Below are 20,844 nucleotides of genomic sequence, written 5' to 3' on the forward strand. Positions count from 1 at the left end.
TCCGGGTCGAGGCGGAAAACCGTCGGGTGCCGCCCGCTCCGGGCCGGCGAAACCGGTGCCGCTGACGCTGTCGGTCGCCAAGTGCGTCTGGCTCCCCTTCGAGCTGGTCTGCCCGACCACCTGGTGGGTGGAGGGTGAGCTCAATCTGCGGGCGTTGATGGCCGCGCTCGGCGACGTGCACCGCCGGCACGAGGCACTGCACGCCCGCTACCGACGCGTCGACCCACCCGTCGCGATCATCCCGCCCAACCCCGGCATGCCCCAACTGCTCCTGCTCACCGACGCCACCACCACCCAGGACGCCCTCGACCAACTCGCCGACGCCGTCCAACAACCCCTCGACTACACCCAAGGCCGCAACTGGCGCACCGCCATCATCCGCGACCGCTCCACCAACCGCACCCTCCTCGGCATCGGCATCCACCACATCGCCTTCGACGGCTGGTCCCACACCCTCCTCGTCCACGACCTCACCCACGCCTACACCGCCCGCCTCGCCGGCAAGGCCCCCGAATGGGACCGCCCCGCGCCCACCCTCCGCCAGACCTACGACGAGTACGCCCGGCTCCACGACGCCGCCGACCTGCCCACCCAACGCGCATACTGGCGCACCCAACTCCACGGCCTCCCCCGCCAGGGCGACGGCGAGCTCAAGGTGCCGCTGGAGCAGGCCCTCGCCTGGGGCCCGAAGGCCGGGCACATCCTCACCGTCAGCCCGCAGGTCCTGCAGCGCTGGGACCAGGCGGCCCGGGAGCACCGGTTCAGCCGCTCCAGCTACTTCGTCGCCGCCTTCGCCACCGCCCTGCGCGCCGTCCACCACCAGGACGACATCGGCCTGCTCATGATCGTGGCCAAGCGCGGCAGCCGCGTCCTCGACTCCGCGTTCACCACCCGGATCAACTCCAACTGCGTGCGGGTCCGGTTCGAGCCCGGTCAGGACCTGATCCGGCACGTCCAGCAGACCGTCGACGAGCTGATGGCCGCCCAGGACGTGCCGTTCTCGGAGAGCGCCGCCGACCCGGCCGTCGGGCTGCCCAGCGAGGTCGTCGCCGGCCTGCCCGGCTTCGCGTACCAGGACAACGTGGTGCTCCCGCTGGACCTGCCCGGCTGCCGCACCGAGGAGGTCGTCGAACCGTACGCCCGGGAGGTGATGAGCGGGCTCACCGTCGAGGCGATCCCCCGCCACGCCGACGCCCTGCTGCGCATCACGATCCGCACCGACCTGCTGCCGTTCGCCCTCGCCGAGGAGCTGGGCGCTCACATGCTGCGCTTCCTCGAAGCGGGCCCCCAGGTCACCGGCCCGGCGCGCTGAGGGCCCCGCCCCCGTCCAGCCCCGGGCGGCCGCCGGCCCGCCGGTGCCGGTCGACCGCCCGGGCGTGCGCGTGGGCGAGCAGCCGGTCCACCTCCGGGAGCAGGTCGGTGCCGGGACGCAGGACGCACGCCCAGCCGTGCAGGCCGTACGCGGGGTGGGGCATGATCTCGCCCTGCCGGGTGAAGTCGATGCCGGCCCGGTGGTCGGGAAAGCGCGCGGGCGGGTAGCCGAACCGGCGCTGGAACTCGGCGCGGCCCAGTTCGACGTTGAGACGGTGGACGTCGGGCCGGTCGAGGCGCGAGTCCTCGTCGAACCCGGGCGTGTCGTGCGCGACGATCGTGGCGAACGGCCGGCGGCGGTCCGGGCCGACGAAGAAGAACCGCTCGCCCCAACTGGCCGGGGGCGCGCCCGACGCCGCGTCGGCCCGCACCTGCGTGACGCCGGGCAGCGCGAGGATCCGCTGGGCGAGTTCGGCCTCGGTCGGGACGCCGGCGGCGGGGACGCTCGGGGAAGGCTGGCTCATGACCTCTACCGTATCGTTGAACTCCCTTGTGAAGCTGGGGCCGAGAATCAGGCAGCGGAGCCGGGGATAAGCATCAAACGGGAGGTCAGGTGCGCAGGAGTTCCTACCGGCCAGCCGACCTCGCGCGCGAGCACGGCATCTCGACGCAGACGGTCCGCAACTACGAGCGCGACGGGGTGCTGCCCCCGGCCCGGCGCACGCCCAGCGGCTACCGCGCCTACACGGCCGTGCACGTCCGGGCGCTGCGCGCCTACCTGGCGCTGATCCCGGCGCACGGGTACGCCACCAGTGGCGAGATCATGCGCGCCGTCAACGCCGGTGACATGGACGCCGCCCTGCGGGCGATCGACCGCAGCCACGCCCAGTTGCTGCGCGACCGGGAGACGCTGGACGCCGTCGAGGTGGCCGTGGGCCTGCTCACGCGGCCACCGGCGGCGAGCCGACCCGACCGGCCCCCGACGGCCCGTCCCGACCTGTCCCCTCCGGGCCGACCCGAGCGACCCCTGGCGATCGGTGGTCTCGCCCGCCGGGTCGGCGTGACCCCGGCGGCCCTGCGCAAGTGGGAACGGGCCGGCATCCTCGCGCCGAGCCGGGGTCGGGCCACCGGCTACCGCCTCTACTCGGCCGACGACGTGCGCGACGCCGAACTGGCCCACCTGCTGCGGCGCGGCGGCTACCGGCTGGACCACATCGCCACGGTCGTGCGGCAGGTCCGCGACGCGGCCGGCACCGAGCCGCTGGCCGAGTCCCTGGAGAACTGGCGGCGGCGGCTCACCGACCGGGGCCGCGCCATGCTCACCGCCGCCGTCCGACTCGCGGAGCACCTGTCCCCGCCGGACGACTGACCCGCGCGGCGGGCCAGCCCCCGCAGCCTGCGCGGGCGACCGCAGCAGGCACCCCGCGCGGCGACCGGGCCGGTCACGCGCCGGGGCAGCGCCCGGACAGGGCGTAGCGCAGCAGGACGACGTCGCCGATCTGGCGGACCTCCGCCAAGCCCGCGCGGCGGCCGGGGTGCCACGGGAACCGGCCCTCGCCGGGGAAGCGCGGCGCGCGGCGGTCGCCGACGAAGAACGGGGCGACCACCAGGTGCAGCTCGTCGGCGAGGCCGGCACCGAGGAACAGGGCGTGCACGGCCGCGCCGCCCTCCACCATGAGCCGGCGCACCCCCCGGGCGGCCAGGTCGGCCAGCACCCGGCAGGGGTCGACCGGGTCACCGCCGTCGGCGACGGTGGCCAGGCCGCCGAGCCGGTGCCGGGTCCGCGCCAGCACGGACGTGGCACAGTAGACGACCCGTTCGGCGTCCCCGACGGTGAAGAACCGGGCCGCCGGGTCGAGGTCGCCGCTCGCGGTGACGGTCACCTTCGTCGGCGACGGCGGCAGGCCGCGCGCGGCCCGCTCGGTGCGCCGCTGCGGCGAGCGGATCACCAGGCGCGGATCGTCGGCCCGGACGGTGGCCGCGCCGACGAGGATCGCGTCGCACCCGGCCCGCACGGCGTCGACCCGGTCCAGGTCCGCCTCGTTGGACAGCAGCAGCCGCTGGTCGCTGGCGTCGTCGATGTAGCCGTCGATCGACATGGCGCAGCTGAGCAGCACGTACGGCCGGGGCGTCGCGGGCGCGCCGGCGGCCGGCGCGGCGTCCTGCGGAGTCGGCGCGGCGGCGGTCACCGGACGAACGGGAGGTCGATGGTGTGGGCGGCGCGGTCCACCTTGGCCGCGAGGTAGCCGGCGTTGGCGTCGGACAGGTGCAGCCCGGTGGGCACCCGCTCGGCCACCTCGATGCCGAGCCGGCGCAGCTGGTCGGCCTTGTCCGGGTTGTTGCTGAGCAGGGCCACCCGCTCGGCGCCGAGGGCCGCCAGCATCTGCGCGGCGACCGTGTAGTCCCGTTCGTCCGCGCCCCGCCCCAGGGCCAGGTTCGCCTCGTAGGTGTCCAGCCCGGCGTCCTGCAGGGCGTACGCGTCGAGCTTGGCGTACAGGCCGATGCCGCGCCCCTCCTGGCGCAGGTAGAGCAGGAGCCCACCGGCGGCGGCGATCCGCTCGACCGCCTCGCGCAACTGCGGCCCGCAGTCGCACCGCTGGCTGCCGAACACGTCCCCGGTCAGGCACTCGCTGTGCGGGCGGACCAGCGGCGGCGACCCGCCGGCGGCGGCCCGGTCCACCGCGACCGACCAGTCACCGAGCCCGAACGCGAGGTGCTCCCGGCCATCGACGAGGCCGTGGAACGAGAACACCCGGGCGGTGGTGGCGTAGCCGTCGGGGAAGCGCAGCGGGACCGTCACCTGGGTCCGGATGGTCGCGACGGGCAGTGCTTCGGACATCGGTCTCCTTCGTCGGACGGTCAACCGTGCACGCCGGTGCGCGCCGGACGCGACACCCACCGGGCGGCGCGGGCGGTGGCGACGGGGGCCGGGGACACGACGCCGGTCGCCGCAGGCGGCGGAAGCCGGCGGGCCAGCAGCACCACGCCCCCGGGCAGGCTCGCCACCAGCGCCAACGCCCCGTACACGGTGGCGGCGGCAACGCCCTCGGCGGCGGTCAGGCCGGCGGCGGCGAACGCCCACGCGGCCACCCCCTCGCGCGGCCCGAACCCGCCCACGTTCAGCGGCAGGATCATCGCGAGCAGCGCGAGCAGCGTCAGCGGCAGCAGCCGGGACAGCGGCGCGTCGACGCCCGCCGTGCGGGCCGCGACGACGAACGTGGCCAGGTGGCCCGCCAGCACCACGGCGGAGGCGACCAGCACGCCGGCCCAGGTCCGCCGGCCCAGCACGCCGGAGCGGACGTCGGCCACGGCGGTGCGCAGCGCCCGCGCCCACCGCGACGCCCCCGACCGGGGCGCGACGCGACCCAGCAGCACCGCGCCCAGGCCGGCGGCGACGACCAGCCCCGCCGCCGCCGGCAGGTGCTGCCGCACCGGCGAGGGGAACGCGGCCAGCACGCCCACCGCGAGGACCACCGTGACCGCCTGGCCGGCCGTGCGCTCCCAGACCACGGCCCGCACGCCCCGGCCGACGTCCCCGCAGTCGCGGCCGTGACGCACCGCGCGGTCGACGTCGCCGAGCACCCCGCCGGGCAGGGTGGAGTTGAGGAACACGGCCCGGTAGCAGTGCGCCACCGCCTCGCGCAGCGGCAGCCGGACGCCCAGCCCGGCGGCGACCAGGCTCCACCGCCACGCGGCGCAGACGGTGGTGACCAGGCCGATGCCGAGCGCCGCCGCGACGGCCGCGCCGTCGATCAGGCGCAGCCCGGCGACGAACGGGCCGCTGCCCAGCCGCCAGAGCAGGGCCGCCAGCACCGCGACCCCGGCAAGGGTGCGCGCCCACCCCCAGAACGACCGGGGCAGCCGGCCGACGCGTGTGGCGGGCGACGCCGCCGGTTCCGTGCTCGCTGGCAAACCCGGACCTCCCTGCACGATCATCTTTCCTCCGGGTTCACGTGTGGCACGCCCGGATGGTTCACCCGCAGCCGGCGAGCAGGTCGGCGTGGTCGACCAGGACGTCGAGCGTACCGGCGTGGGCGGCGGCCCGCCGGGTTCGGCCGTACGCCGTGGTTCGCCCGGTCAGCTCGGGCCGCTGCTCGCGGGCGGCGCCCAGCCAGCCGGTGAACCACTCGGCGGTCAGCTCGGCGCGGTCCGGGCCGAGCCGCCACGGGCTGGGCCGGGTCAGCACGTCGACGCCCCGGCGGGCGAACGCGGCCACGCAGGCGGCGACGGCGTCGGGGCCGAGCAGCGCGCCCCGGCCGAGGGCGACGCGCCGCTGGTGGTCGTCGAACGCGGCGGCGACCTCGGCGTCCAGCGGGTCGGCGGGGGTCAGCCGCACCCGGCCGACCACGGTGAGGGTGAACAGCGTGGGCCGGCCGGCGCAGGCCGCCACGATCCGCTCGACCTCCTCGGCGGTGAGCATGTCCAGCAGCGCCGACGCGGTGACCAGGGACGCGTCGGCGAGGTCGGCGGCGGACAGCCGGGTGATGTCACCCTGCCGGGTCTCCACGGTGACCTCGCCGCCGCCGGAGGCGGCGAGGCCCGCCAGGGCGGCCCGGGCCCGCTCCAGCAGGCCGGGGTCGCGGTCGTGGAGCACCCAGTGCTGCGGGCCGGGCAGCCGGGGGGCCAGCCAGCGCCCCATCGACCCGGTGCCGGCGCCCAGGTCGTGGATCACGACCGGCCGGTCGCCGGCGAGGCGTCGGCGCACCGGTGCCAGCAGGTCCACCGCGCGGGCCGCCGCGTCGGCGGGCTCCCGCAGTCGCAGCCAGCCGGCGAAGGCGGCGGTGTCGTCGCCGTCGCTCATGTGCCCCGCCGCACCGTCGTGGCCGTCGTCGCGCGTGCGGACCGTCGGGTTCCCGGTGCCGTGGCCGTCGCGCGGGTGGGCCGTCGGGCCCCCGCCGCCATGGGCGTCGCTCATGTCGCCGCTCCCTTCAGGACCGCCGCGAGGATGGTGGAGGTGGTCGACCAGTCGGTCAGGGCCGGCCGGCGGGCGCGGGCGGCGCGGCGCAGCCGCTCCCGCAGGCCGGCGTCGCCCAGCCAGGCGCGCAGCGCGCCGGCCAGCGCCGCCGGGTCGTCGGGCGGCACCAGCAGGCCGGGACGTACGCCGTCGGGGGCGTGGCCCAACGCCTCGGGCACGCCGCCGACGTCCGTGGCCAGCACCGGGATGCCCCGCGCGAGGGCCTCGGTGACGACCATCCCGTACGTCTCGCCGCGCGAGGCCAGCACCAGCAGGTCGGCGGCGGCGTACGCGGCGGCGAGGGCGGGGCCGGTGCGCGGGCCGAGCAGTTCCACCCGCCCGGTCAGGCCGGACCCGTCGGCCTGCCGGCGCAGCCGCCGCACGTAGGCGGGGTCGCGGGTCAGCGTGCCGACGCAGGCGCACCGCCACGGCAGGTCCGCCACCGCCGCCAGGGCCGCCAGCAGCACGTCGTGCCCCTTGTGCGGGGCGAGGGCCGCGACGCAGAGCAGCGCCGTGCCGGCGGCCGTGCCGGCGACCGGTGGCGCGGGGTCGACCCCCGGCACGGCGACGTGGACCCGGTCGGCGGGCAGCCCGTACCGGTCGAGCAGTCGGCGGCGGGTCCACTCGCTGGTGGCGACGACGGCCGTGGCGGCGGCCAGGGCGCGGGCCTCGGCGGCGTCGTCGCGCGGCATGTGGACCAGCACGACGAGCCGCAGCCGGTCGGCCTGCGCCTCCAGCTCCTGCGGCGTGACCGAGACGACGAGGCCGTCGAGCAGCACCACCGCGCCGTCGGGCAGGGCGGCGAGCCGGGCGGCGAGGTCGGCCCGCGCGGCCGGGCCGGGCGTCGGCCAGTCACCGGGCACCGGATGCTCGTGGACCCGCCAGCCGGCGTCGGCCAGCCCGGCGCAGACCCGCCGGTCGTAGTGGTTGCCACCGCTGGGCGTGGCCGGGTCGTCGATGTCTCCGGGGAGCACCACGTGCACCTCGGGACGGGCGCCGGCGGGAGCCGCCCCGCCGGCCGGGACGCCCCCGCCGGCCGGGGCCGGGGCTGTCACAGGGGCCGCTCGTAGCTGGCCCAGGCGACGTGCGACTCGTGCAGGGTGACGGTGATCCCGGCCAGTCCCCGCGCGCCCGCGCCGAGATCGCCGGCGTGCACCCGGTCGGCGAGCCGGTCGGCGACCGTGCGGGCCAGCACCTCCGTGGTCGTGTTCACCCCGGCGAACGCGGGCTCGTCGTCGAGGTTGCGGTAGGTCAGCTCGCCGAGGACGGCGCGCAGCTGCTCGGTGGCCAGGCCGATGTCGACGACGATGCCGTCGGCGTCCAGGTCGGGGCGGCGGAACGTGGCGTCGACGACGAACGTGGCCCCGTGCAGGCGCTGCGCCGGGCCGAAGACGTCGCCGCGGAAGCTGTGGGCGATCATCATGTGATCGCGGACGGTCACGCTGAACACGGGTCACTCTCCTGGTAGGTGATGAGGTGGCACAGGGCGGGCAGGCTGCCGTCGGTGAGGCCGGCGAGCACGTCGGGCAGTTCCGCGAACGGCGAGCTGCCGGTGATCAGCGCGTCGAACGCGGGGTCGGCGAGCAGTTCGAGGGCGAGGGCGAGCCGGTCGGCGTACGTGCGGCTGCCCCGGCGGGCCGGGGCGACCATGCCCACCTGGCTGCTGCGCACGGTCAACCGGCCGGAGTGGAACGCCCCGCCCAGCGACAGCCGCACCGCGCGGTCGCCGTACCAGCTCAGCTCCAACGCCGTGCCTTCCGGGGCGAGCAGCTCCAGCGACCGCTGGAGCCCCTCGGACGTGGCGCTGGCGTGCACCACCAGGTCGCGCCCGCCGGTGGCCCGCTCGGGGGTGGCGAAGTCGACGCCGAGCGCGGCGGCGACGGCGGCCCGGGCGGGGTCGGCGTCGACCAGTTCGACCCGTACCCCGGGGAAGCGGGCGAGCAGCGCGGCGACCCCGCAGCCGACCATGCCCGCGCCGACGACGCTCACCCGGTCGCCGATCAGCGGCGGGGCGTCCCACAGGGCGTTCACGGCGGTCTCCACGGTGCCGGCGAGCACCGCGCGGGCCGCCGGCACCCCGTCGGGCACCGGCACCACGGCCGAGGCGGGCACGACGTACGCGCTCTGGTGCGGGTGCAGGCAGAACACGGTCCGCCCGCGCAGCTCGGCCGGGCCCTGCTCGACGACGCCGACGCTGAGGTAGCCGTACTTCACGGGGGCCGGGAAGTCGCCCTCCTGGAACGGGGCGCGCATCGCGGTGTGCTGGTCGACGGGGACCCGGCCGGCGAAGACGAGGGTCTCGGTGCCGCGGCTGACCCCCGAGTAGCGGGCGCGCACCAGCACCTCGTCGGGGGCGGGGGCGGGCAGCACCGCGGGGCGGATCTCCCCCACCCCGGGCTCACGCAGCCAGAACGCGTACGCCTCGCCGGTCACCGGAATGTCCTCGTCGCCACCGTCGTCCTCCTCGCCCGCCGAACCATTTGGCCGGCAGATCCGTGTTGTCTGTCGACAGCCCGTCGAACAGCAGTCTCTCGATCATCAAACACGGAGGCACGGTGCGCAGGGTTCAACACGGTCCGCTGGCAGGACTGGTCAGCCTGTTCGTCCTGCTGGCGGGGATCGGCGCGACCGTCGGCCTCGGCCCGGCGGGCTGGCTCGCCGGCACGGCGTACGGGATGGTCCTGTGCGGGCTGCTCGCCCGGGCGCTGCGCGGGGCGGGCGGCTCCGGCCTGGGGCCGGCGGACGTGGTGACGTTGGGCCGGGCGGTGCTGATCGGCGGGGTGACGGCGCTGGTGGCCGACGGGTTCACCCGGGCCGCGCCGGTGCCGTTGCTGGTCGGCCTCGCCGCCGTGGCGCTGCTGCTGGACGCCGTCGACGGGCAGGTGGCGCGGCGCACCGGCACCGAGAGCGACCTCGGGGCCCGGTTCGACATGGAGGTCGACGCGTACCTCATCCTGCTGCTGGGCGTGCACCTCGCGCCCACGGCCGGGGGGTGGGTGCTCACCCTGGGCGCGATGCGGTACGCCTTCGTGGTGGCCGGCTGGACGTCGCCGTGGCTGCGCGGGACGCTGCCGCCGCGGCAGTGGCGTAAGGTCGTCGCCGCGCTCCAGGGCATCGTCCTGGTCGTCGCCGCGGCCGGGGTCCTGCCGCCGGTCGGGGCGACGGTGCTGCTGGCCGGGGCGTTCGCGCTGCTCGTCGAGTCCTTCGGGCGCGACGTGGGGTGGCTGTGGCGGCATCGCCCGGTCGCCGCGACCGACGGCGCGGCCCTGCGCCGGGACGAGCCGGTCCGGGTGCCGGCCCACCTGCCGGCCTGACCGCCCACCCCCTGCACGGGAGAGAAGACGACGTGACGAACCACACGGGCGACCCGACCGACGCGGCCGGCGACGACCCGCCCCGCGCCACGGGCGACGATCCGACGGGCGAGGGCCCCACCGACGCCACCGGCGACGGCACGGGCGGCGACGAGGGTCGGCGCGCGGCGGACGACGCGGGCCGGCCGGCCGAGGTGCCGGGGCGGGGTCGACGGGTCCGCCGGGCGGTCGGCGGCCCCTTGGCCGCGCTGCTCGTGGCCGCCGCCCTCACCGCGCCGGACCAGTTGCGGGAGCTGAGCCCGGCCGCGTTCCTGCGGCTGCCGGTCGAGGCGCTGATCGTCGCCGCCGCCCTGCTCGCCCTGCCGCCGCGCCCCCGCCGGGTGGTCGCCGCCCTGACCGGGGCCGCCCTGGGGCTGGTCACCGTGGTCAGGCTCATCGACCTGGGCTTCCAGGTCGCCTGGGACCGCCCCTTCGACCTGGTGTCGGACTGGGTGCTGTTCGACGACGCGTACGCGTTCCTCGCCGGCTCGGTCGGCCGGGCCGGCGCGGTCGGCGCCGCCGTGGGCGTCGTGCTGCTCGCCGTGGGCCTGCTCGTGGCGCTGGCGCTGGCCGCGCTGCGCCTGGCCACGCTGCTCGCCCGCCACGACACCGGGGCGAGAAGGGCCGTCGCGGCGCTGACCGTCGGCTGGGTCGCCTGCGCCGCCCTCGGGGTGCGGATCGTCCCCGGGGTGCCGGTGGCCGACAGCGGCGCGACCGCCCTGGTCCGCTACCACGCGGACCAGGTGCGCGGCGGGCTGTCCGACGGCGACGTGTTCGCCGCCGAGGTCGCCGCCGACCGGTTCCGGGACACGCCGGGTGACCAGCTGCTGACGGCGCTGCGCGGCAAGGACGTCGTCGTCGCGTTCGTCGAGAGCTACGGCCGCGACGCGGTGGAGGAGCCGGAGTTCGCGCAGGTCGGCACGGTGCTCGACGAGGGCACCCGGCGGCTGCGGGCGGCCGGGTTCACCTCCCGCAGCGCGTACCTGACGTCCCCGACGGCGGGCGGCGGAAGCTGGCTGGCCCACGCCACGCTGCTGTCCGGGCTGTGGATCGACAGCCAGCAGCGGCACCGCAGTCTGCTCGCCACCGACCGGCTCACCCTAGGCGGGGCGTTCCAGCGGGCGGGCTGGCGGACCGTCGGGGTGATGCCCGGCGCGCTGGCCGACTGGCCGGAGGGGAAGTTCTACGGCTACGACCAGTTCTACCCGGCCCGGGAGCTGGGCTACCGGGGGCCGAAGCTGGGCTACTTCCTCATGCCGGACCAGTACGCCCTGTCGGAGCTGCAGCGCCGCGAGCGGTCGGCCCCCGGCCACCCGCCGGTGATGGCCGAGATCCCGCTGACGTCCAGCCACTCACCGTGGACGTCGTTCCCCCGGGTCATCGACTGGGACGACGTGGGCGACGGCTCGGTCTACCACCGCAACTCGGCGGTGGCCGACGTCGGCGGCAAGCCGGTGCGCCGCACCGCCGCCCAGATCCGCGCGGACTACCGGCGCACCGTCGAGTACACGCTGAAGTCGCTGATCTCCTACGTGGAGACCTACGGCGACGACGACCTGGTGCTGGTCTTCCTCGGCGACCACCAGCCCTCCCCGGTCGTCACCGGCGAGGACGCCAGCCGGGACGTGCCGGTCACCGTCGTGGCCCGCGACCCGAAGGTGGTCGACCGGATCGACGGCTGGCAGTGGCAGGACGGGCTGCGGCCCGGTCCGGGCGCGCCGGTGTGGCGGATGGACACCTTCCGGGACCGCTTCCTCACGACGTTCGGGTCCCAGCCCGACCCCGGGGCGCCGCCGGCCGCCGCGCCGCGCTGACCGCGGTGCCGTTCGGGCCGGTCAGGCCGCTGTGGCGCCGGGGGCGGTCAGGCCGCCTCCCGCCCGGAGCGGGGGTGTTCGGGCCGGGCCGGCGCGGCGGGTCGGGGACGGGGCGCGGGGGCCTGCGCTCCCGTTGCGGCGTCGCCCCGGGCCAGCCGCATGGCGCGCTCGGCGTTCAGCAGCGGGTCGCACGGGGCCTGCCGGCCGCCGCAGAGCAGGTTCTGGCAGCGGCCGGTGGCGTCGGGCTGGTGGGCCTCGGCGACGTCGTACGCCAGCCGCCACAGCAGCGTGTCCGTCACGTCGCTCGGCGGAGCCGTGTCGTGACTGGACCGGTGGTGCGTTGTGCCGGACACGCGGAAACCCCTCTCGTCGTCGCTACCCGAACAGGTTGACCGGCATTCCGGCCCGCTAAACCCGCCCCGGGCAGGCGGTTGGTCACACCCCGCCGATTGTCGTTCCCCGCCGCAAATGCGGTTGCCGGCGTCGCCGACGGCGAACCCGAGTGGTCCAACCAGTTGACGGGTTGATGTGGGCGGGGCCACACTGCACCGCATGACCTTCGTCCCTGTCCCCCGGGGTTCCGTCTCCGACCACGTCTTCGCCCAGCTCCGCGACGCCGTCGTCAGCGGCGCGTACCGGCCCGGGGACACCCTGCCCGGCGAGCGGGAGCTGGCCGCCGCGTTCGCGGTGAACCGGCACGCCGTGCGCGAGGCGCTGCGCCGCCTGCAACAGCTCGGCCTGGTCCGGGTCAGCCAGGGCGGCGCGACCCGGGTGCTCGACTGGCGGGTGCACGCCGGGCTCGACCTCGCCCTGTCCCTGGTCCGCTCCGGCGACGTCCTGCCGGTCGACACGCTGGTGCGGGACATGCTGGAGATGCGCGCCTGCATCGGCGTCGACGCCGCCCGGCTCTGCGCCGAACGGGCCGACGCGGCGACGCGGGACACCGTCACCCGCGCCGTCGAGGAGTACGCCGCGCTCGCGCCCGACCTGCCCCGGATGGCCGAGGCCAACATCACCCTGTGGCGGCACGTCGTGCGCGGCTGCGGCAACACCGCGTACCTGCTGGGTTTCAACAGCCTCGTGGCCGGCGCGCTCGCCGTCGGCGAGGTGCCGCCGCAGCGGCGCGCCGCCGAGCTGCTCGACGTCGCCGGGCACCGGCGGCTCGCCGCCGCGATCGCCGCCGGCCGGGGCGACGACGCCGCGCGGCAGGCCCGGTCCCTGCTCACCGCCGCCCTCGCCGCCCCCGCCGCGCCGGGACAGGAGTGCCGCGCATGATCCCCGCCGTGCTCTACGCCGTGCCCGCGTTCCTGCTGCTCATCGTCGTGGAGGCGCTGTCCTACCGGTTCGCTCCCGACGACGACGAACGGGGCTACGAGCTGCGCGACACCGCCACGAGCCTCACCATGGGGGCGGGCAGCCAGGTGATCGGCTTCCCGTGGAAGCTGCTCACCATCGGCCTGTACGCCGGCCTGTGGACCGTCGCGCCGGTGCAGCTCTCCCCCACCAGCGTCTGGACCTGGGTGCTGCTGTTCCTCGCCGACGACCTGGCCTACTACTGGTTCCACCGCACCCACCACGAGGTGCGGCTGTTCTGGGCCAGCCACGTGGTGCACCACTCCAGCAGGTTCTACAACCTGTCGACCGCGCTGCGGCAGAGCTGGACGCCGATGACGTCGCTGCCGTTCTGGCTGCCGCTGGCCCTGCTCGGCATCCCGCCGTGGATGATCTTCCTCCAGCAGTCGGTCAGCCTGCTGTACCAGTTCTTCCTGCACACCGAGCGGATCCGGGTGCTGCCCCGGCCGATCGAGTGGGTCTTCAACACCCCGTCGCACCACCGCGTCCACCACGGCGTGAACGCCGAGTACCTGGACCGCAACTACGGCGGCATCCTGATCGTCTGGGACCGCCTGTTCGGCACCTTCGAGCCGGAACGCGCCCCCGCCCGGTACGGGCTGACCACGAACATCGGCACCTACAACCCGCTGCGGGTGGCCACCCACGAGTACGCGGCGATCTGGGCCGACGTGCGCGCGGCGGCGTCCTGGCGGCACCGGCTGGGCCACCTGTTCCGCCGGCCCGGCTGGCGGCCGCTGCCGGATCCGGCGGGGGCGGTCCGGGCCGCCGGGGGCACCCGGTGAGGCGGCTCGCGCCGTTCGGGCTGGTCGCCGCCGTCGAGCTGGTCGGCGTGGCGCTCGACAACCTGGTGCTCCAGTGGCTGGCCAAGCCGCTGCTGGCCCCGCTGCTGCTGCTCTGGCTGCTGCGGCCCGGCCCCGGCGGTCCCGGTGCCGGGCGGGCCCCCGCCGGCGCGGCGCGCACGGGCGGGCGGCGGCGCTTCGACGCGTTCGCGCTCGGGCTGGTCTTCGCCACGGCCGGCGACGTGGCGCTGCTGCTGCCCGGCGAACCCGCGTTCCTGGTCGGCATGGGCTTCTTCCTCGGCACCCAGGTCAGCCTCGTCGTGGCGTTCACCCGGCACCGGCGGCCGCCCGTGGCGGCGGTCGCCGGCTACCTGGCCCTGTGGGCGCTGGCCAACGCCGTCCTGTGGGGCCCGCTCGGGGCGCTGCGGCTGCCCGTGCTCGGCTACAGCCTCGCGCTGTGCCTGATGGCAGCCGCGGCGGCCGGCGTCTCGGCGCGCGCGGCGGCCGGCGGGGCGCTCTTCCTCGTGTCCGACCTGCTGATCGGCGTGGACGCGGCCGGTACCGCCCTGCCCGGCCACGGCCTGCTGGTGATGGGCACCTACCTCGCCGCGCTGCTGCTGCTCACCACGGCGTGGGCGGCGGCCGGCGGCCCGGGTGCGGCCGACCGACCGCACCGGACCGGGGCCGACCGCGCGGCGCGGCGCGACCCGGCGGCACCCTGACCCGCCGCCGGCCCGCCCCGGTGCGGGGGCGGGCCGGCGGTCGGCGCGGGCGGTCAGCGGCGGCGGCCGTAGGCCCCCGCGACGATCGACACGCCGATCGCGGCGAAGACGACCTGGATGAACAGCTCGATCCAGTCGACGCCCGCCGTCTCGTCGACCCCGAGCGCCCCGGCGACGAGGGTGCCGAGGATTGCGGCCACCACGCCGATCAGCAGGGTGAGCCAGATCGGGATGCTCTGCTTGCCGGGCACGACCAGCCGACCCAGCGCGCCGATGATCAGACCGATGATGATGGCGGTGAAGAAACCGGTGACTTCCACTGGGCCGTTCCTCTCAAGGGGTTGTCGCGTGCACCTCCACCGTGCCCCCGGTGGCCGGGGCGGCAAACCCGCCGCCACCTGACCGGCGGATTCTTCACACGACTGTCACGGTCCCGCGCGGCAACCGTCATGCCGCCGGCCGGGCGCGGTCAGCCGGCCGAGTGGGCGTACCGGGCGGCCCGCTCGGCGAGCCACAGCCAGCGGCGCTGCACCTCCCCGCCGGTCGCTGCGACCATGGCGAGGGCCTCGCCGCGCACGGCGGTCAGGGCCGCCGCGTCGGCCGCCGGGTCGTCGAGCACGGCCGCGCCGTCGCGGAACGCCTCGGCCTCGGCCGACCCGCCGAAGCGGGGGGCGACCTCGTCGCGCCAGAAGTCCGCCCAGGCCAGCTCCGGGTTCCAGGAGAACCGGGCGTACGCCAGGTAGCTGATCTCGTTGGTCGGGTGGTAGGCCGCCGCCTCGGCGAAGATGGTCAGCCCGCGCAGCCCGGCCGCCCCGCAGCGGGTGGCCATGTCGGCGTACATCTCGGGCACCCAGGAGTGGCGCTGCCGGTTCCACTGCGACCCGGCGTGGGTGCGCAGCACGTTCGTGGTGTGCGGCAGCCGGTCGACGTGGGCGGCGGTGAGCCGGTCGCGCTGGTCGTACCAGAAGCCCCGGTTCACGCAGTACTGGTAGGCCACGTCGTCGGGCAGGTCGGCGAGGGGCCGCTGCGCGTCGAGGTCGAAGATGTTGTCCCAGTAGACCTCGACGAGGTGGCGCAGCGGCACCCCGGCCGGGCCGGGGCGGCGGGCGGTCTCCAGCAGGGTCGGGTAGACCGCGCGCATCGCCTCGTACGACCAGGAGGTGCGCTCGCCGCCGGTGCGCCGGGCGCAGCGGGCGCAGGCGCAGCTGCCGTAGTCGCCGGTCTCGAAGTTGATCCCGCCGACGGGCAGGGTGTCCAGCAGCCAGTCGATGGCGTCGCGGTGCCAGGCCAGGTTGTCCGGCTGCGACGGGCAGGCGGCCATCATGTACTCGCTGGCCGGGAAGTGCAGGTCGCCGAACTCGTCGATGTCGAAGCCGACCTTCTTCGGCAGCTCGGCGGCCAGGTCGGGGCGCTGCCGCAGCCAGGTGGCCAGGTTGTAGCGGTGCCGGCCGTCGAAGTAGATGCCGCCGTAGGCGTTGATGCCGACCCCGGCGATGATCCGCACGCCCCGGGCGTTGGCGTACTCGCACAGGTCGCGGGCCGCCTCGACGCCGCCGTGGGCGTCGCGCAGCAGCCCGTACACGACGATGCCGCCGATCCGCTCGCGGCTGCAGAAGTCGACGAGCCGCCGGTAGTCGGCGCCGAACGCGTCGGCGGACTTCGCGTACGGGTTGAGCGCGCCGATCTCCTGCTGGCCGAGCTGCCGGGTGTCCCAGTTGGTCGAGTGGTCCCAGGTCCACAGGGTGCGCAGCGGCAGCCCGGGTGCGGCGGCGGACGCGCCGACGGGCAGGCCGGCTCCGGTGGCGCGGTCGACGAGGTCGCGGGCGGCGTACACCAGGCCGGCGAACGGGTCGCCGGTGAGCCGGATCTCGCCGGCCTCCGGCACCTCGACGCGGTGGCCGCCCTCGGGCAGCGCCGGGTCGACGGCGAGGCGCACCGGCACGGCGTCGGGGCCGCCGTCGCCCCACGCCTCACGCAGCAGCCCGGCGGCGTACGGCGCGTGCTCGGCCCCGAGCACCCGCACGCCGGCAACCTGGCGGTACGACGACATCATGTCCTCCCGAGGGTGTGGCTGGTGGCGGCGAGGTAGTCGGCCACGTCGAGCGTGGTCCACACCCCGTGCCGCCAGTAGGGGTCCTGTTCGACGAGGGCGCGGGCGGCGGTCGCGTCGGCGGCCCGCAGCACCAGCACGGAGGCGGTCAGGTCGGCGCGCGCCCCGGCGACCAGGGCGGTGCCGTCGGCGAGCAGGGCGCGCACGTGCGCCAGGTGCGCGGCCCGGTGGGGTTCGCGCCGGGCGGCGGCGTCGGCGGCGAAGGCGGCGGTGACGAGATACGTCGGCTCGAAGCGCAGCGGCGCGCCCGCGTCCTCGGGGCGGGCCGGGCCGCCCACGCCCGCCCCGCTGATGCCGCTCACGCCCCGGCCCCGCTCACGCCTCGGCCCCGATCGCGCCGAGCAGCCGCCGCATGGCGACCCGGTACACGGCCTGCGGGCGGCCCGCGCCGGTGCTCACGTGCACGCCGACCTCCTCGGCGAAGCCGGCCGCCCGCAGGGCCTTGAGCAGGCGGCGGGCCGAGCGCGCCTCCACCCCGTACGCGTCGGCCAGCCCGCGGGCGGTGACCTGGTCGGGGTCCATCTGGTGCAGGGCCTCCAGCAGCCGGCGCGTCGACAGCGGCCCGATGCGCAGCTGCTCGGAGACGCGCAGCACGCCCGGGGCGGTCTCCCGCAGCCGGGGGCGCACGGTGGTCTCCCGGCTGGAGTAGACCTCGCCGTCGGGGAAGACCACGTGGGTGTCGCCGCTGTGCCGGCCCAGCGCGAGGGCCTTGCGGGCGTTGTCCTCGGCTGCGGCGATGGTGGTGCCCGCGCCGAAGCCGACGGCGTGTTCGACGTCGACCCCGCGCAGGGTGAGCAGGGAGGCGTGCCCGTCGCGGTGCCGGGCGATGGCGCTCTCCACGGTGCCTCGGGTGGTGGTGATCAGCATGGTCCGGTCGTCGACGGTGGCGAGCCGGCCGCGCATCCGCTCGGCGTGCTCCAGCAGCGCCTCCCGCACCCGCAGCCGCTGCCGCTCGGCCTGGTACGGGTCCTGCGCCCGGTGCGTCGACGCGCCGAGGTCGACCATCATCACGGCGATCTGGGTCGCCCGGGACTGGCGTACCTCGGCGGCGAGCCAGGCCCGGCGCAACGCGTCGCGCACCGAGGCGCGGGTGTGCTCGACGCGCCACACCGGCACCCCGCTGTCGGCCAGGTCGCGGTGCACCGCGCCGAGGCAGGTCAGGCACGCCTCGACCGCGCCGGAGGCGTAGCGCTCGCGGTGGTAGGCGGTGATCTCGTCGAGCCCGGAGAAGAGCAGCCCGGAGGAGTCGGCGATCGGCAGGATCTCGGTCGGCGGGGCCACCTCGATGTCGTGGTACGTCTCGCGGACGATCTCGGCCTCGATGGTGTCCACGCTGACCCGGGGCAGCTTTCCACCGCTGGCCAGCAGCATCCGCGACAGGGTCCGGTAGAGGTCGATGCCGGCGTGCGGGACGTAGTCGATCTCCGCCCGCAGGTCGCCGGCCGCGCTGGCGAACGCGTACGGGATGCGGCCGGTGAACAGCAGCACCTGGCACACCTCGTCCAGCTCACGGGCGAGGTCGGGGGCCTGTTCGGGCCGGGTGTAGGCGCGCGCGGTGACGGTGTCCGCGCGCCCCTCCCCGGCCGCCACCTCCTGCACGAGCCGGATCGAGTCCTCCGGGCCGATGATCCCGATCACGATGCTGCCTCCATGTGGTGCGCCGCTGGCCTGGGGTGGGTGGGCTGATCAGCCGGCGCAGACCGTGCCGACGAGGCCGGCACTGACCGGCGACGCCAGCAGGACCAGCACCGAGGCGACGTCCTCGGGGCGACCCAGCGCGGCCTCGACCGCGGCGATCCGCCCGCCGTCGGTGCCGTTGGCCCGCGCCTCGTCCAGCGACCGTCGCATCAGCGGCGTGTCGATGTCCCCCGGGCAGAGCGCGTGCACGCGGATCCCCTGTGGACCGAGCTGGCGGGCCAGCGTGAGCGCCAGACCGTGCAACCCTCCCTTACTCGCGCCGTAGGGTACCGAGCCGGAGCCGGTCTGCACGCCCGCCTTCGACCCGACCAGCACGAGCACCCCGTCGCCCCTGCTCAGGTGCCGCGCGGAGTGCTTGGCGACCAGGAACGGGCCGGTGAGGTTGACGGCGATGACCCGCGCCCACAGCTCGACCGGCACGTCGCGCACGTCCAGGCCCTGGCCGCGCATCACGCCCGCGACGTGCAGCACGGCGTCGACCCCGCCCAGGTCGGCGGCCACGGCGTCGAACGCGGCGGCCACCTCGTCCTCGACGGTGACGTCCGCGCCGCGGGAGCAGGCCGTCGCCCCGGCCGCGCGGGCCCGCGCGGCGGCGCGGTCCGCGCCGGCGGAGTCGGCGTCGAGCACGGCGACGGCCGCCCCGGCGTCGGCGGCGGCGACCACGGTGGCCAGGCCGATGCCGGACGCTCCGCCGACGACGACCACCCGCCGGCCGGCGAGCAGGCCGGCGGCGGCCCCGCCGCCGGTGCCCGCACCGGACGGCGGGACCCCGTCGCTCACGCCCGCACCGTCCGGCGTACCGCGTCGGCCACGGTCGCGGCCTCGGGCACCACGACGGCCTGCAGGGCGGGCGCGGCGGGCATCGGCACGTCCGGGGCGGCCACCCGGGCGATCGGCGCGCGCAGGTCGGCGAAGCACTCGGCGGCGGCCCGGGCGGCGATCTCCGCGCCGAACCCGCCGGTGAGGTTGGCCTCGTGCGCGACGACCAGCCGGCCGGTGCGGGCCACCGACGCGGCGACCGTGTCGAAGTCGAGGGGGTTGAGCCAGCGCAGGTCGACCACCTCGGCGTCGATGCCCTCCCCGGCCAGGGTGGTGGCGGCGTCGAGGGCCGCCGACACCATCCGGGACCAGGCGACGACGGTGACGTCGGTGCCGGACCGGACGACCCGGGCCCCGCCGACCGGTTCCACCGGGGCGTCGGTGCGCACCGGGCCCCGGGTCGGGTAGAGCATCCGGGCCTCGGCGACGACCACCGGGTCGTCGCTGACGACGGCGGTGCGCAGCATCTGGTACGCGTCGTCGGGGGTGGCCGGCAGCGCGACCCGCAGGCCGGGGGTGTGCGCGAAGTACGCCTCCGGCGAGTGCGAGTGCTGGGCGCACGCCCCGGGCGAGTAGCCCTGCTGCATCCGGATCACCAGCGGGGCCTTCCAGCGCCCGGCGCTGGAGTAGCGGATGGTGGCGATCTGGTTGACGATCTGGTCCATCGCCACGAACGAGAAGTCGGCGTACATGATCTCGGCGATCGGCCGCAGGCCGGTCATGGCCGCGCCGAGGGCCATGCCGAGGAAGCCGGTCTCGGAGATCGGGGTGTCGAAGATCCGGTCGGAGCCGAACCTCTTGTGCAACCCCTTCGTGGCGCCGAACGGCCCGCCGGGCAGGGCCACGTCCTCGCCGAAGTAGACGGTGTCGGTCCGGCTGTCCAGGGCCCAGGTGAGGGCCGCGTTGACGGCCTGGATGTAGCGCAGCGACTCAGACATAGACGTGCTCCCTCGCGGTCGCCGGGTCCGGGTGGGGCACGGCGCGGGCGGCGGTGACGGCGGCCTCGATCTCGGCGTCGACCTCGGCGTCGATCGCGTCGAGCCGGGCGGTCAGGTCGGCGTCGGCGGCGGCCCGGATGCGGGCCAGCGGCTCGCGTTGCCGGGCGGCGGTGATCTCGCCGGCCGGGCGGTAGTGCTGCGCGTCGCCGCTGTAGTGGCCGACGAGGCGCTCGGTCATGGCCTCCACGATGGACGGTCCGGAGCCCTCGCGGGCCCGGTCCACGGCCTCGGCGACCGCCTCGGCGACGGCGTCGGGGTCGTTGCCGTCGACCACCCGGCCGGGCAGGCCGTAGCCGGCGGCCCGCTCGGCGAGCTGCTTGACCCGCACCATGTCCGAGATGCGCGACATCTCGGAGTAGACGTTGTTCTCCACCACCAGCACCAGGGGCAGGTCGAGCACGGCGGCGAGGTTGAGCGCCTCGTGCACGTTGCCCTGGTTCATCGCGCCGTCGCCGATGCTGACCACCGACACCGCGCCGCTGCCGGTGCGCTGCGCGGTGAGCGCCGCACCCGTCGCGATCGGCACCCCGGCGCCCACGATGGAGTTCTCGCCGACGAACCAGCGGCCCGGGTCCGACAGGTACGGCGAGGCGGCGCGCCCACCGCACAGCGCCGAGTCGCGGCCCATCATCTCGGCGAACAGGCCGGTGAGGTCGACGCCCCGGGCGATCGCCCAGCCGTGCCCCCGGTAGGTCGCGGTGACGTGGTCCCCGTCGCGCAGCGCCCGGCAGGCGCCGACCGGGATGGCCTCCTGGCCGTTGCACAGGTGGATCGAGCCCGGGATCTCGCCGGCGTCCTTGAGGGCGGTCAGCCGCTCCTCGAACCGGCGGATCCGGGCCATGAGCCGATAGTCGTCCGGCAGCCCCATCACACCCCCCAGAGATAATTGAGCCTTATTCCGGCTCGTTGGTTGTGGAGCCTAGACCAGCA

At 76.2% G+C, this 20,844-nt stretch carries 23 protein-coding genes; 7 read left to right on the forward strand and 16 right to left on the reverse strand.

The features are described 5' to 3' along the window. Positions 1–1,312: condensation domain-containing protein (locus tag LPU61_RS30830; protein ID WP_229406908.1), on the forward strand; the 1,312-nt coding region annotated here is incomplete at its 5' end. Here LPU61_RS30830 and LPU61_RS30835 read toward each other — a convergent pair. Next, positions 1,293–1,835 (reverse strand): DUF6194 family protein, encoded by a 543-nt coding sequence (locus LPU61_RS30835; RefSeq protein ID WP_229406909.1) that lies wholly within the window; start codon positions 1,833–1,835, stop codon positions 1,293–1,295. The genes LPU61_RS30830 and LPU61_RS30835 overlap by 20 nt on opposite strands. A gap of 89 nt (positions 1,836–1,924) precedes the next feature. On the opposite strand from LPU61_RS30835, the gene LPU61_RS30840 reads away from it, so the two are divergent. Continuing rightward, positions 1,925–2,680 (forward strand): MerR family transcriptional regulator, encoded by a 756-nt coding sequence (locus LPU61_RS30840; protein ID WP_229406910.1) that lies wholly within the window; start codon positions 1,925–1,927, stop codon positions 2,678–2,680. Between the two features lie 73 nt (positions 2,681–2,753). On the opposite strand, the gene LPU61_RS30845 is transcribed toward LPU61_RS30840, so the two are convergent. The 7 genes from LPU61_RS30845 to LPU61_RS30875 all read right to left on the reverse strand — a co-directional run bounded on the left by LPU61_RS30845 (position 2,754) and on the right by LPU61_RS30875 (position 8,698). Next, positions 2,754–3,428: a dihydrofolate reductase family protein gene (locus tag LPU61_RS30845; protein WP_255700278.1), complete on the reverse strand. Its 675-nt coding sequence runs from the start codon at positions 3,426–3,428 to the stop codon at positions 2,754–2,756. Positions 3,429–3,496: 68 nt separating this feature from the next. After that, the gene (gene ribA, locus LPU61_RS30850) at positions 3,497–4,150 is read right to left on the reverse strand and encodes a GTP cyclohydrolase II (protein ID WP_043963321.1); all 654 of its coding nucleotides are present in this window, start codon (positions 4,148–4,150) and stop codon (positions 3,497–3,499) included. A gap of 20 nt (positions 4,151–4,170) precedes the next feature. Further along, a complete protein-coding gene (locus LPU61_RS30855; protein ID WP_229406911.1) occupies positions 4,171–5,247 on the reverse strand; it encodes a lysylphosphatidylglycerol synthase transmembrane domain-containing protein in 1,077 nt (358 codons plus the stop codon). A 37-nt stretch (positions 5,248–5,284) separates the two neighbouring features. Beyond that, on the reverse strand, positions 5,285–6,112 hold the full coding sequence (locus tag LPU61_RS30860) for a class I SAM-dependent methyltransferase (protein WP_043964629.1): 828 nt from the start codon (positions 6,110–6,112) through the stop codon (positions 5,285–5,287). 110 nt (positions 6,113–6,222) lie between these two features. Continuing rightward, positions 6,223–7,248, reverse strand: coding sequence for a glycosyltransferase family 4 protein (locus LPU61_RS30865; RefSeq protein ID WP_229406934.1), 1,026 nt, complete (start codon positions 7,246–7,248; stop codon positions 6,223–6,225). A 68-nt stretch (positions 7,249–7,316) separates the two neighbouring features. After that, on the reverse strand, positions 7,317–7,715 hold the full coding sequence (locus tag LPU61_RS30870) for a 6-carboxytetrahydropterin synthase (RefSeq protein ID WP_043963320.1): 399 nt from the start codon (positions 7,713–7,715) through the stop codon (positions 7,317–7,319). Further along, positions 7,703–8,698, reverse strand: a complete 996-nt coding sequence (locus tag LPU61_RS30875) for a zinc-binding alcohol dehydrogenase (RefSeq protein ID WP_043963319.1) — start codon at positions 8,696–8,698, stop codon at positions 7,703–7,705. The genes LPU61_RS30870 and LPU61_RS30875 overlap by 13 nt, the downstream gene beginning before the upstream one ends. Before the next feature lie 122 nt (positions 8,699–8,820). Here LPU61_RS30875 and LPU61_RS30880 point away from each other — a divergent pair, with 122 nt between their 5' ends. Beyond that, a complete protein-coding gene (locus LPU61_RS30880; RefSeq protein WP_374199735.1) occupies positions 8,821–9,579 on the forward strand; it encodes a CDP-alcohol phosphatidyltransferase family protein in 759 nt (252 codons plus the stop codon). 32 nt (positions 9,580–9,611) lie between these two features. Beyond that, the gene (locus LPU61_RS30885) at positions 9,612–11,432 is read left to right on the forward strand and encodes a sulfatase-like hydrolase/transferase (protein WP_374199736.1); all 1,821 of its coding nucleotides are present in this window, start codon (positions 9,612–9,614) and stop codon (positions 11,430–11,432) included. 47 nt (positions 11,433–11,479) lie between these two features. On the opposite strand, the gene LPU61_RS30890 is transcribed toward LPU61_RS30885, so the two are convergent. Then, positions 11,480–11,731 (reverse strand): hypothetical protein, encoded by a 252-nt coding sequence (locus LPU61_RS30890; RefSeq protein WP_063838578.1) that lies wholly within the window; start codon positions 11,729–11,731, stop codon positions 11,480–11,482. A 253-nt stretch (positions 11,732–11,984) separates the two neighbouring features. On the opposite strand from LPU61_RS30890, the gene LPU61_RS30895 reads away from it, so the two are divergent. From LPU61_RS30895 to LPU61_RS30905, 3 genes are read left to right on the forward strand one after another with little or no spacing between them, the layout of a single operon-like run. After that, complete coding sequence (locus tag LPU61_RS30895) at positions 11,985–12,707, forward strand: FadR/GntR family transcriptional regulator (RefSeq protein ID WP_043963317.1); 723 nt, start codon at positions 11,985–11,987, stop codon at positions 12,705–12,707. After that, positions 12,704–13,570, forward strand: coding sequence for a sterol desaturase family protein (locus LPU61_RS30900; RefSeq protein ID WP_077937696.1), 867 nt, complete (start codon positions 12,704–12,706; stop codon positions 13,568–13,570). Before LPU61_RS30895 ends, LPU61_RS30900 begins: the two co-directional genes overlap by 4 nt. After that, the gene (locus LPU61_RS30905; protein WP_229406912.1) at positions 13,567–14,289 is read left to right on the forward strand and encodes a lysoplasmalogenase family protein; all 723 of its coding nucleotides are present in this window, start codon (positions 13,567–13,569) and stop codon (positions 14,287–14,289) included. The genes LPU61_RS30900 and LPU61_RS30905 overlap by 4 nt, the downstream gene beginning before the upstream one ends. A gap of 53 nt (positions 14,290–14,342) precedes the next feature. Here the strand turns inward: LPU61_RS30905 and LPU61_RS30910 are convergent, their stop codons facing one another. From LPU61_RS30910 to LPU61_RS30940, 7 genes are all read right to left on the reverse strand, one after another. After that, complete coding sequence (locus tag LPU61_RS30910) at positions 14,343–14,609, reverse strand: GlsB/YeaQ/YmgE family stress response membrane protein (RefSeq protein WP_229406913.1); 267 nt, start codon at positions 14,607–14,609, stop codon at positions 14,343–14,345. 149 nt (positions 14,610–14,758) lie between these two features. Next, positions 14,759–16,342 carry a hypothetical protein gene (locus tag LPU61_RS30915; RefSeq protein ID WP_229406914.1) on the reverse strand — a complete coding sequence of 528 codons (1,584 nt, stop codon included), beginning with the start codon at positions 16,340–16,342 and terminating at the stop codon, positions 14,759–14,761. Continuing rightward, positions 16,339–16,701 carry a YciI family protein gene (locus tag LPU61_RS30920; protein ID WP_158499177.1) on the reverse strand — a complete coding sequence of 121 codons (363 nt, stop codon included), beginning with the start codon at positions 16,699–16,701 and terminating at the stop codon, positions 16,339–16,341. The genes LPU61_RS30915 and LPU61_RS30920 overlap by 4 nt, the downstream gene beginning before the upstream one ends. A 13-nt stretch (positions 16,702–16,714) precedes the next feature. Then, on the reverse strand, positions 16,715–18,037 hold the full coding sequence (locus LPU61_RS30925; protein ID WP_043963311.1) for a hypothetical protein: 1,323 nt from the start codon (positions 18,035–18,037) through the stop codon (positions 16,715–16,717). A 48-nt stretch (positions 18,038–18,085) separates the two neighbouring features. After that, positions 18,086–18,877: an SDR family NAD(P)-dependent oxidoreductase gene (locus LPU61_RS30930; protein ID WP_229406915.1), complete on the reverse strand. Its 792-nt coding sequence runs from the start codon at positions 18,875–18,877 to the stop codon at positions 18,086–18,088. Then, the gene (locus LPU61_RS30935) at positions 18,874–19,854 is read right to left on the reverse strand and encodes an alpha-ketoacid dehydrogenase subunit beta (RefSeq protein ID WP_043963310.1); all 981 of its coding nucleotides are present in this window, start codon (positions 19,852–19,854) and stop codon (positions 18,874–18,876) included. The genes LPU61_RS30930 and LPU61_RS30935 overlap by 4 nt, the downstream gene beginning before the upstream one ends. Beyond that, a complete protein-coding gene (locus tag LPU61_RS30940) occupies positions 19,847–20,782 on the reverse strand; it encodes a thiamine pyrophosphate-dependent dehydrogenase E1 component subunit alpha (RefSeq protein ID WP_229406916.1) in 936 nt (311 codons plus the stop codon). The genes LPU61_RS30935 and LPU61_RS30940 overlap by 8 nt, the downstream gene beginning before the upstream one ends. Between the last annotated feature and the right edge of the window lie 62 nt (positions 20,783–20,844).

Origin of the sequence: Micromonospora sp. NBRC 110038 (assembly GCF_020884815.1) — a bacterium.
GTDB lineage: Bacteria > Actinomycetota > Actinomycetes > Mycobacteriales > Micromonosporaceae > Micromonospora > Micromonospora haikouensis.

Coding starts and splice junctions, on each gene's coding strand:
- LPU61_RS30935 (WP_043963310.1), bottom strand. CDS start 19,854: ATGTCTGAGTCGCTGCGCTACATCCAGGCCGTCAACGCGGCCCTCACC.
- LPU61_RS30900 (WP_077937696.1), top strand. CDS start 12,704: ATGATCCCCGCCGTGCTCTACGCCGTGCCCGCGTTCCTGCTGCTCATC.
- LPU61_RS30915 (WP_229406914.1), bottom strand. CDS start 16,342: ATGATGTCGTCGTACCGCCAGGTTGCCGGCGTGCGGGTGCTCGGGGCC.
- LPU61_RS30940 (WP_229406916.1), bottom strand. CDS start 20,782: ATGGGGCTGCCGGACGACTATCGGCTCATGGCCCGGATCCGCCGGTTC.
- LPU61_RS30855 (WP_229406911.1), bottom strand. CDS start 5,247: ATGATCGTGCAGGGAGGTCCGGGTTTGCCAGCGAGCACGGAACCGGCG.
- LPU61_RS30895 (WP_043963317.1), top strand. CDS start 11,985: ATGACCTTCGTCCCTGTCCCCCGGGGTTCCGTCTCCGACCACGTCTTC.
- ribA (WP_043963321.1), bottom strand. CDS start 4,150: ATGTCCGAAGCACTGCCCGTCGCGACCATCCGGACCCAGGTGACGGTC.
- LPU61_RS30835 (WP_229406909.1), bottom strand. CDS start 1,835: ATGAGCCAGCCTTCCCCGAGCGTCCCCGCCGCCGGCGTCCCGACCGAG.
- LPU61_RS30860 (WP_043964629.1), bottom strand. CDS start 6,112: ATGAGCGACGGCGACGACACCGCCGCCTTCGCCGGCTGGCTGCGACTG.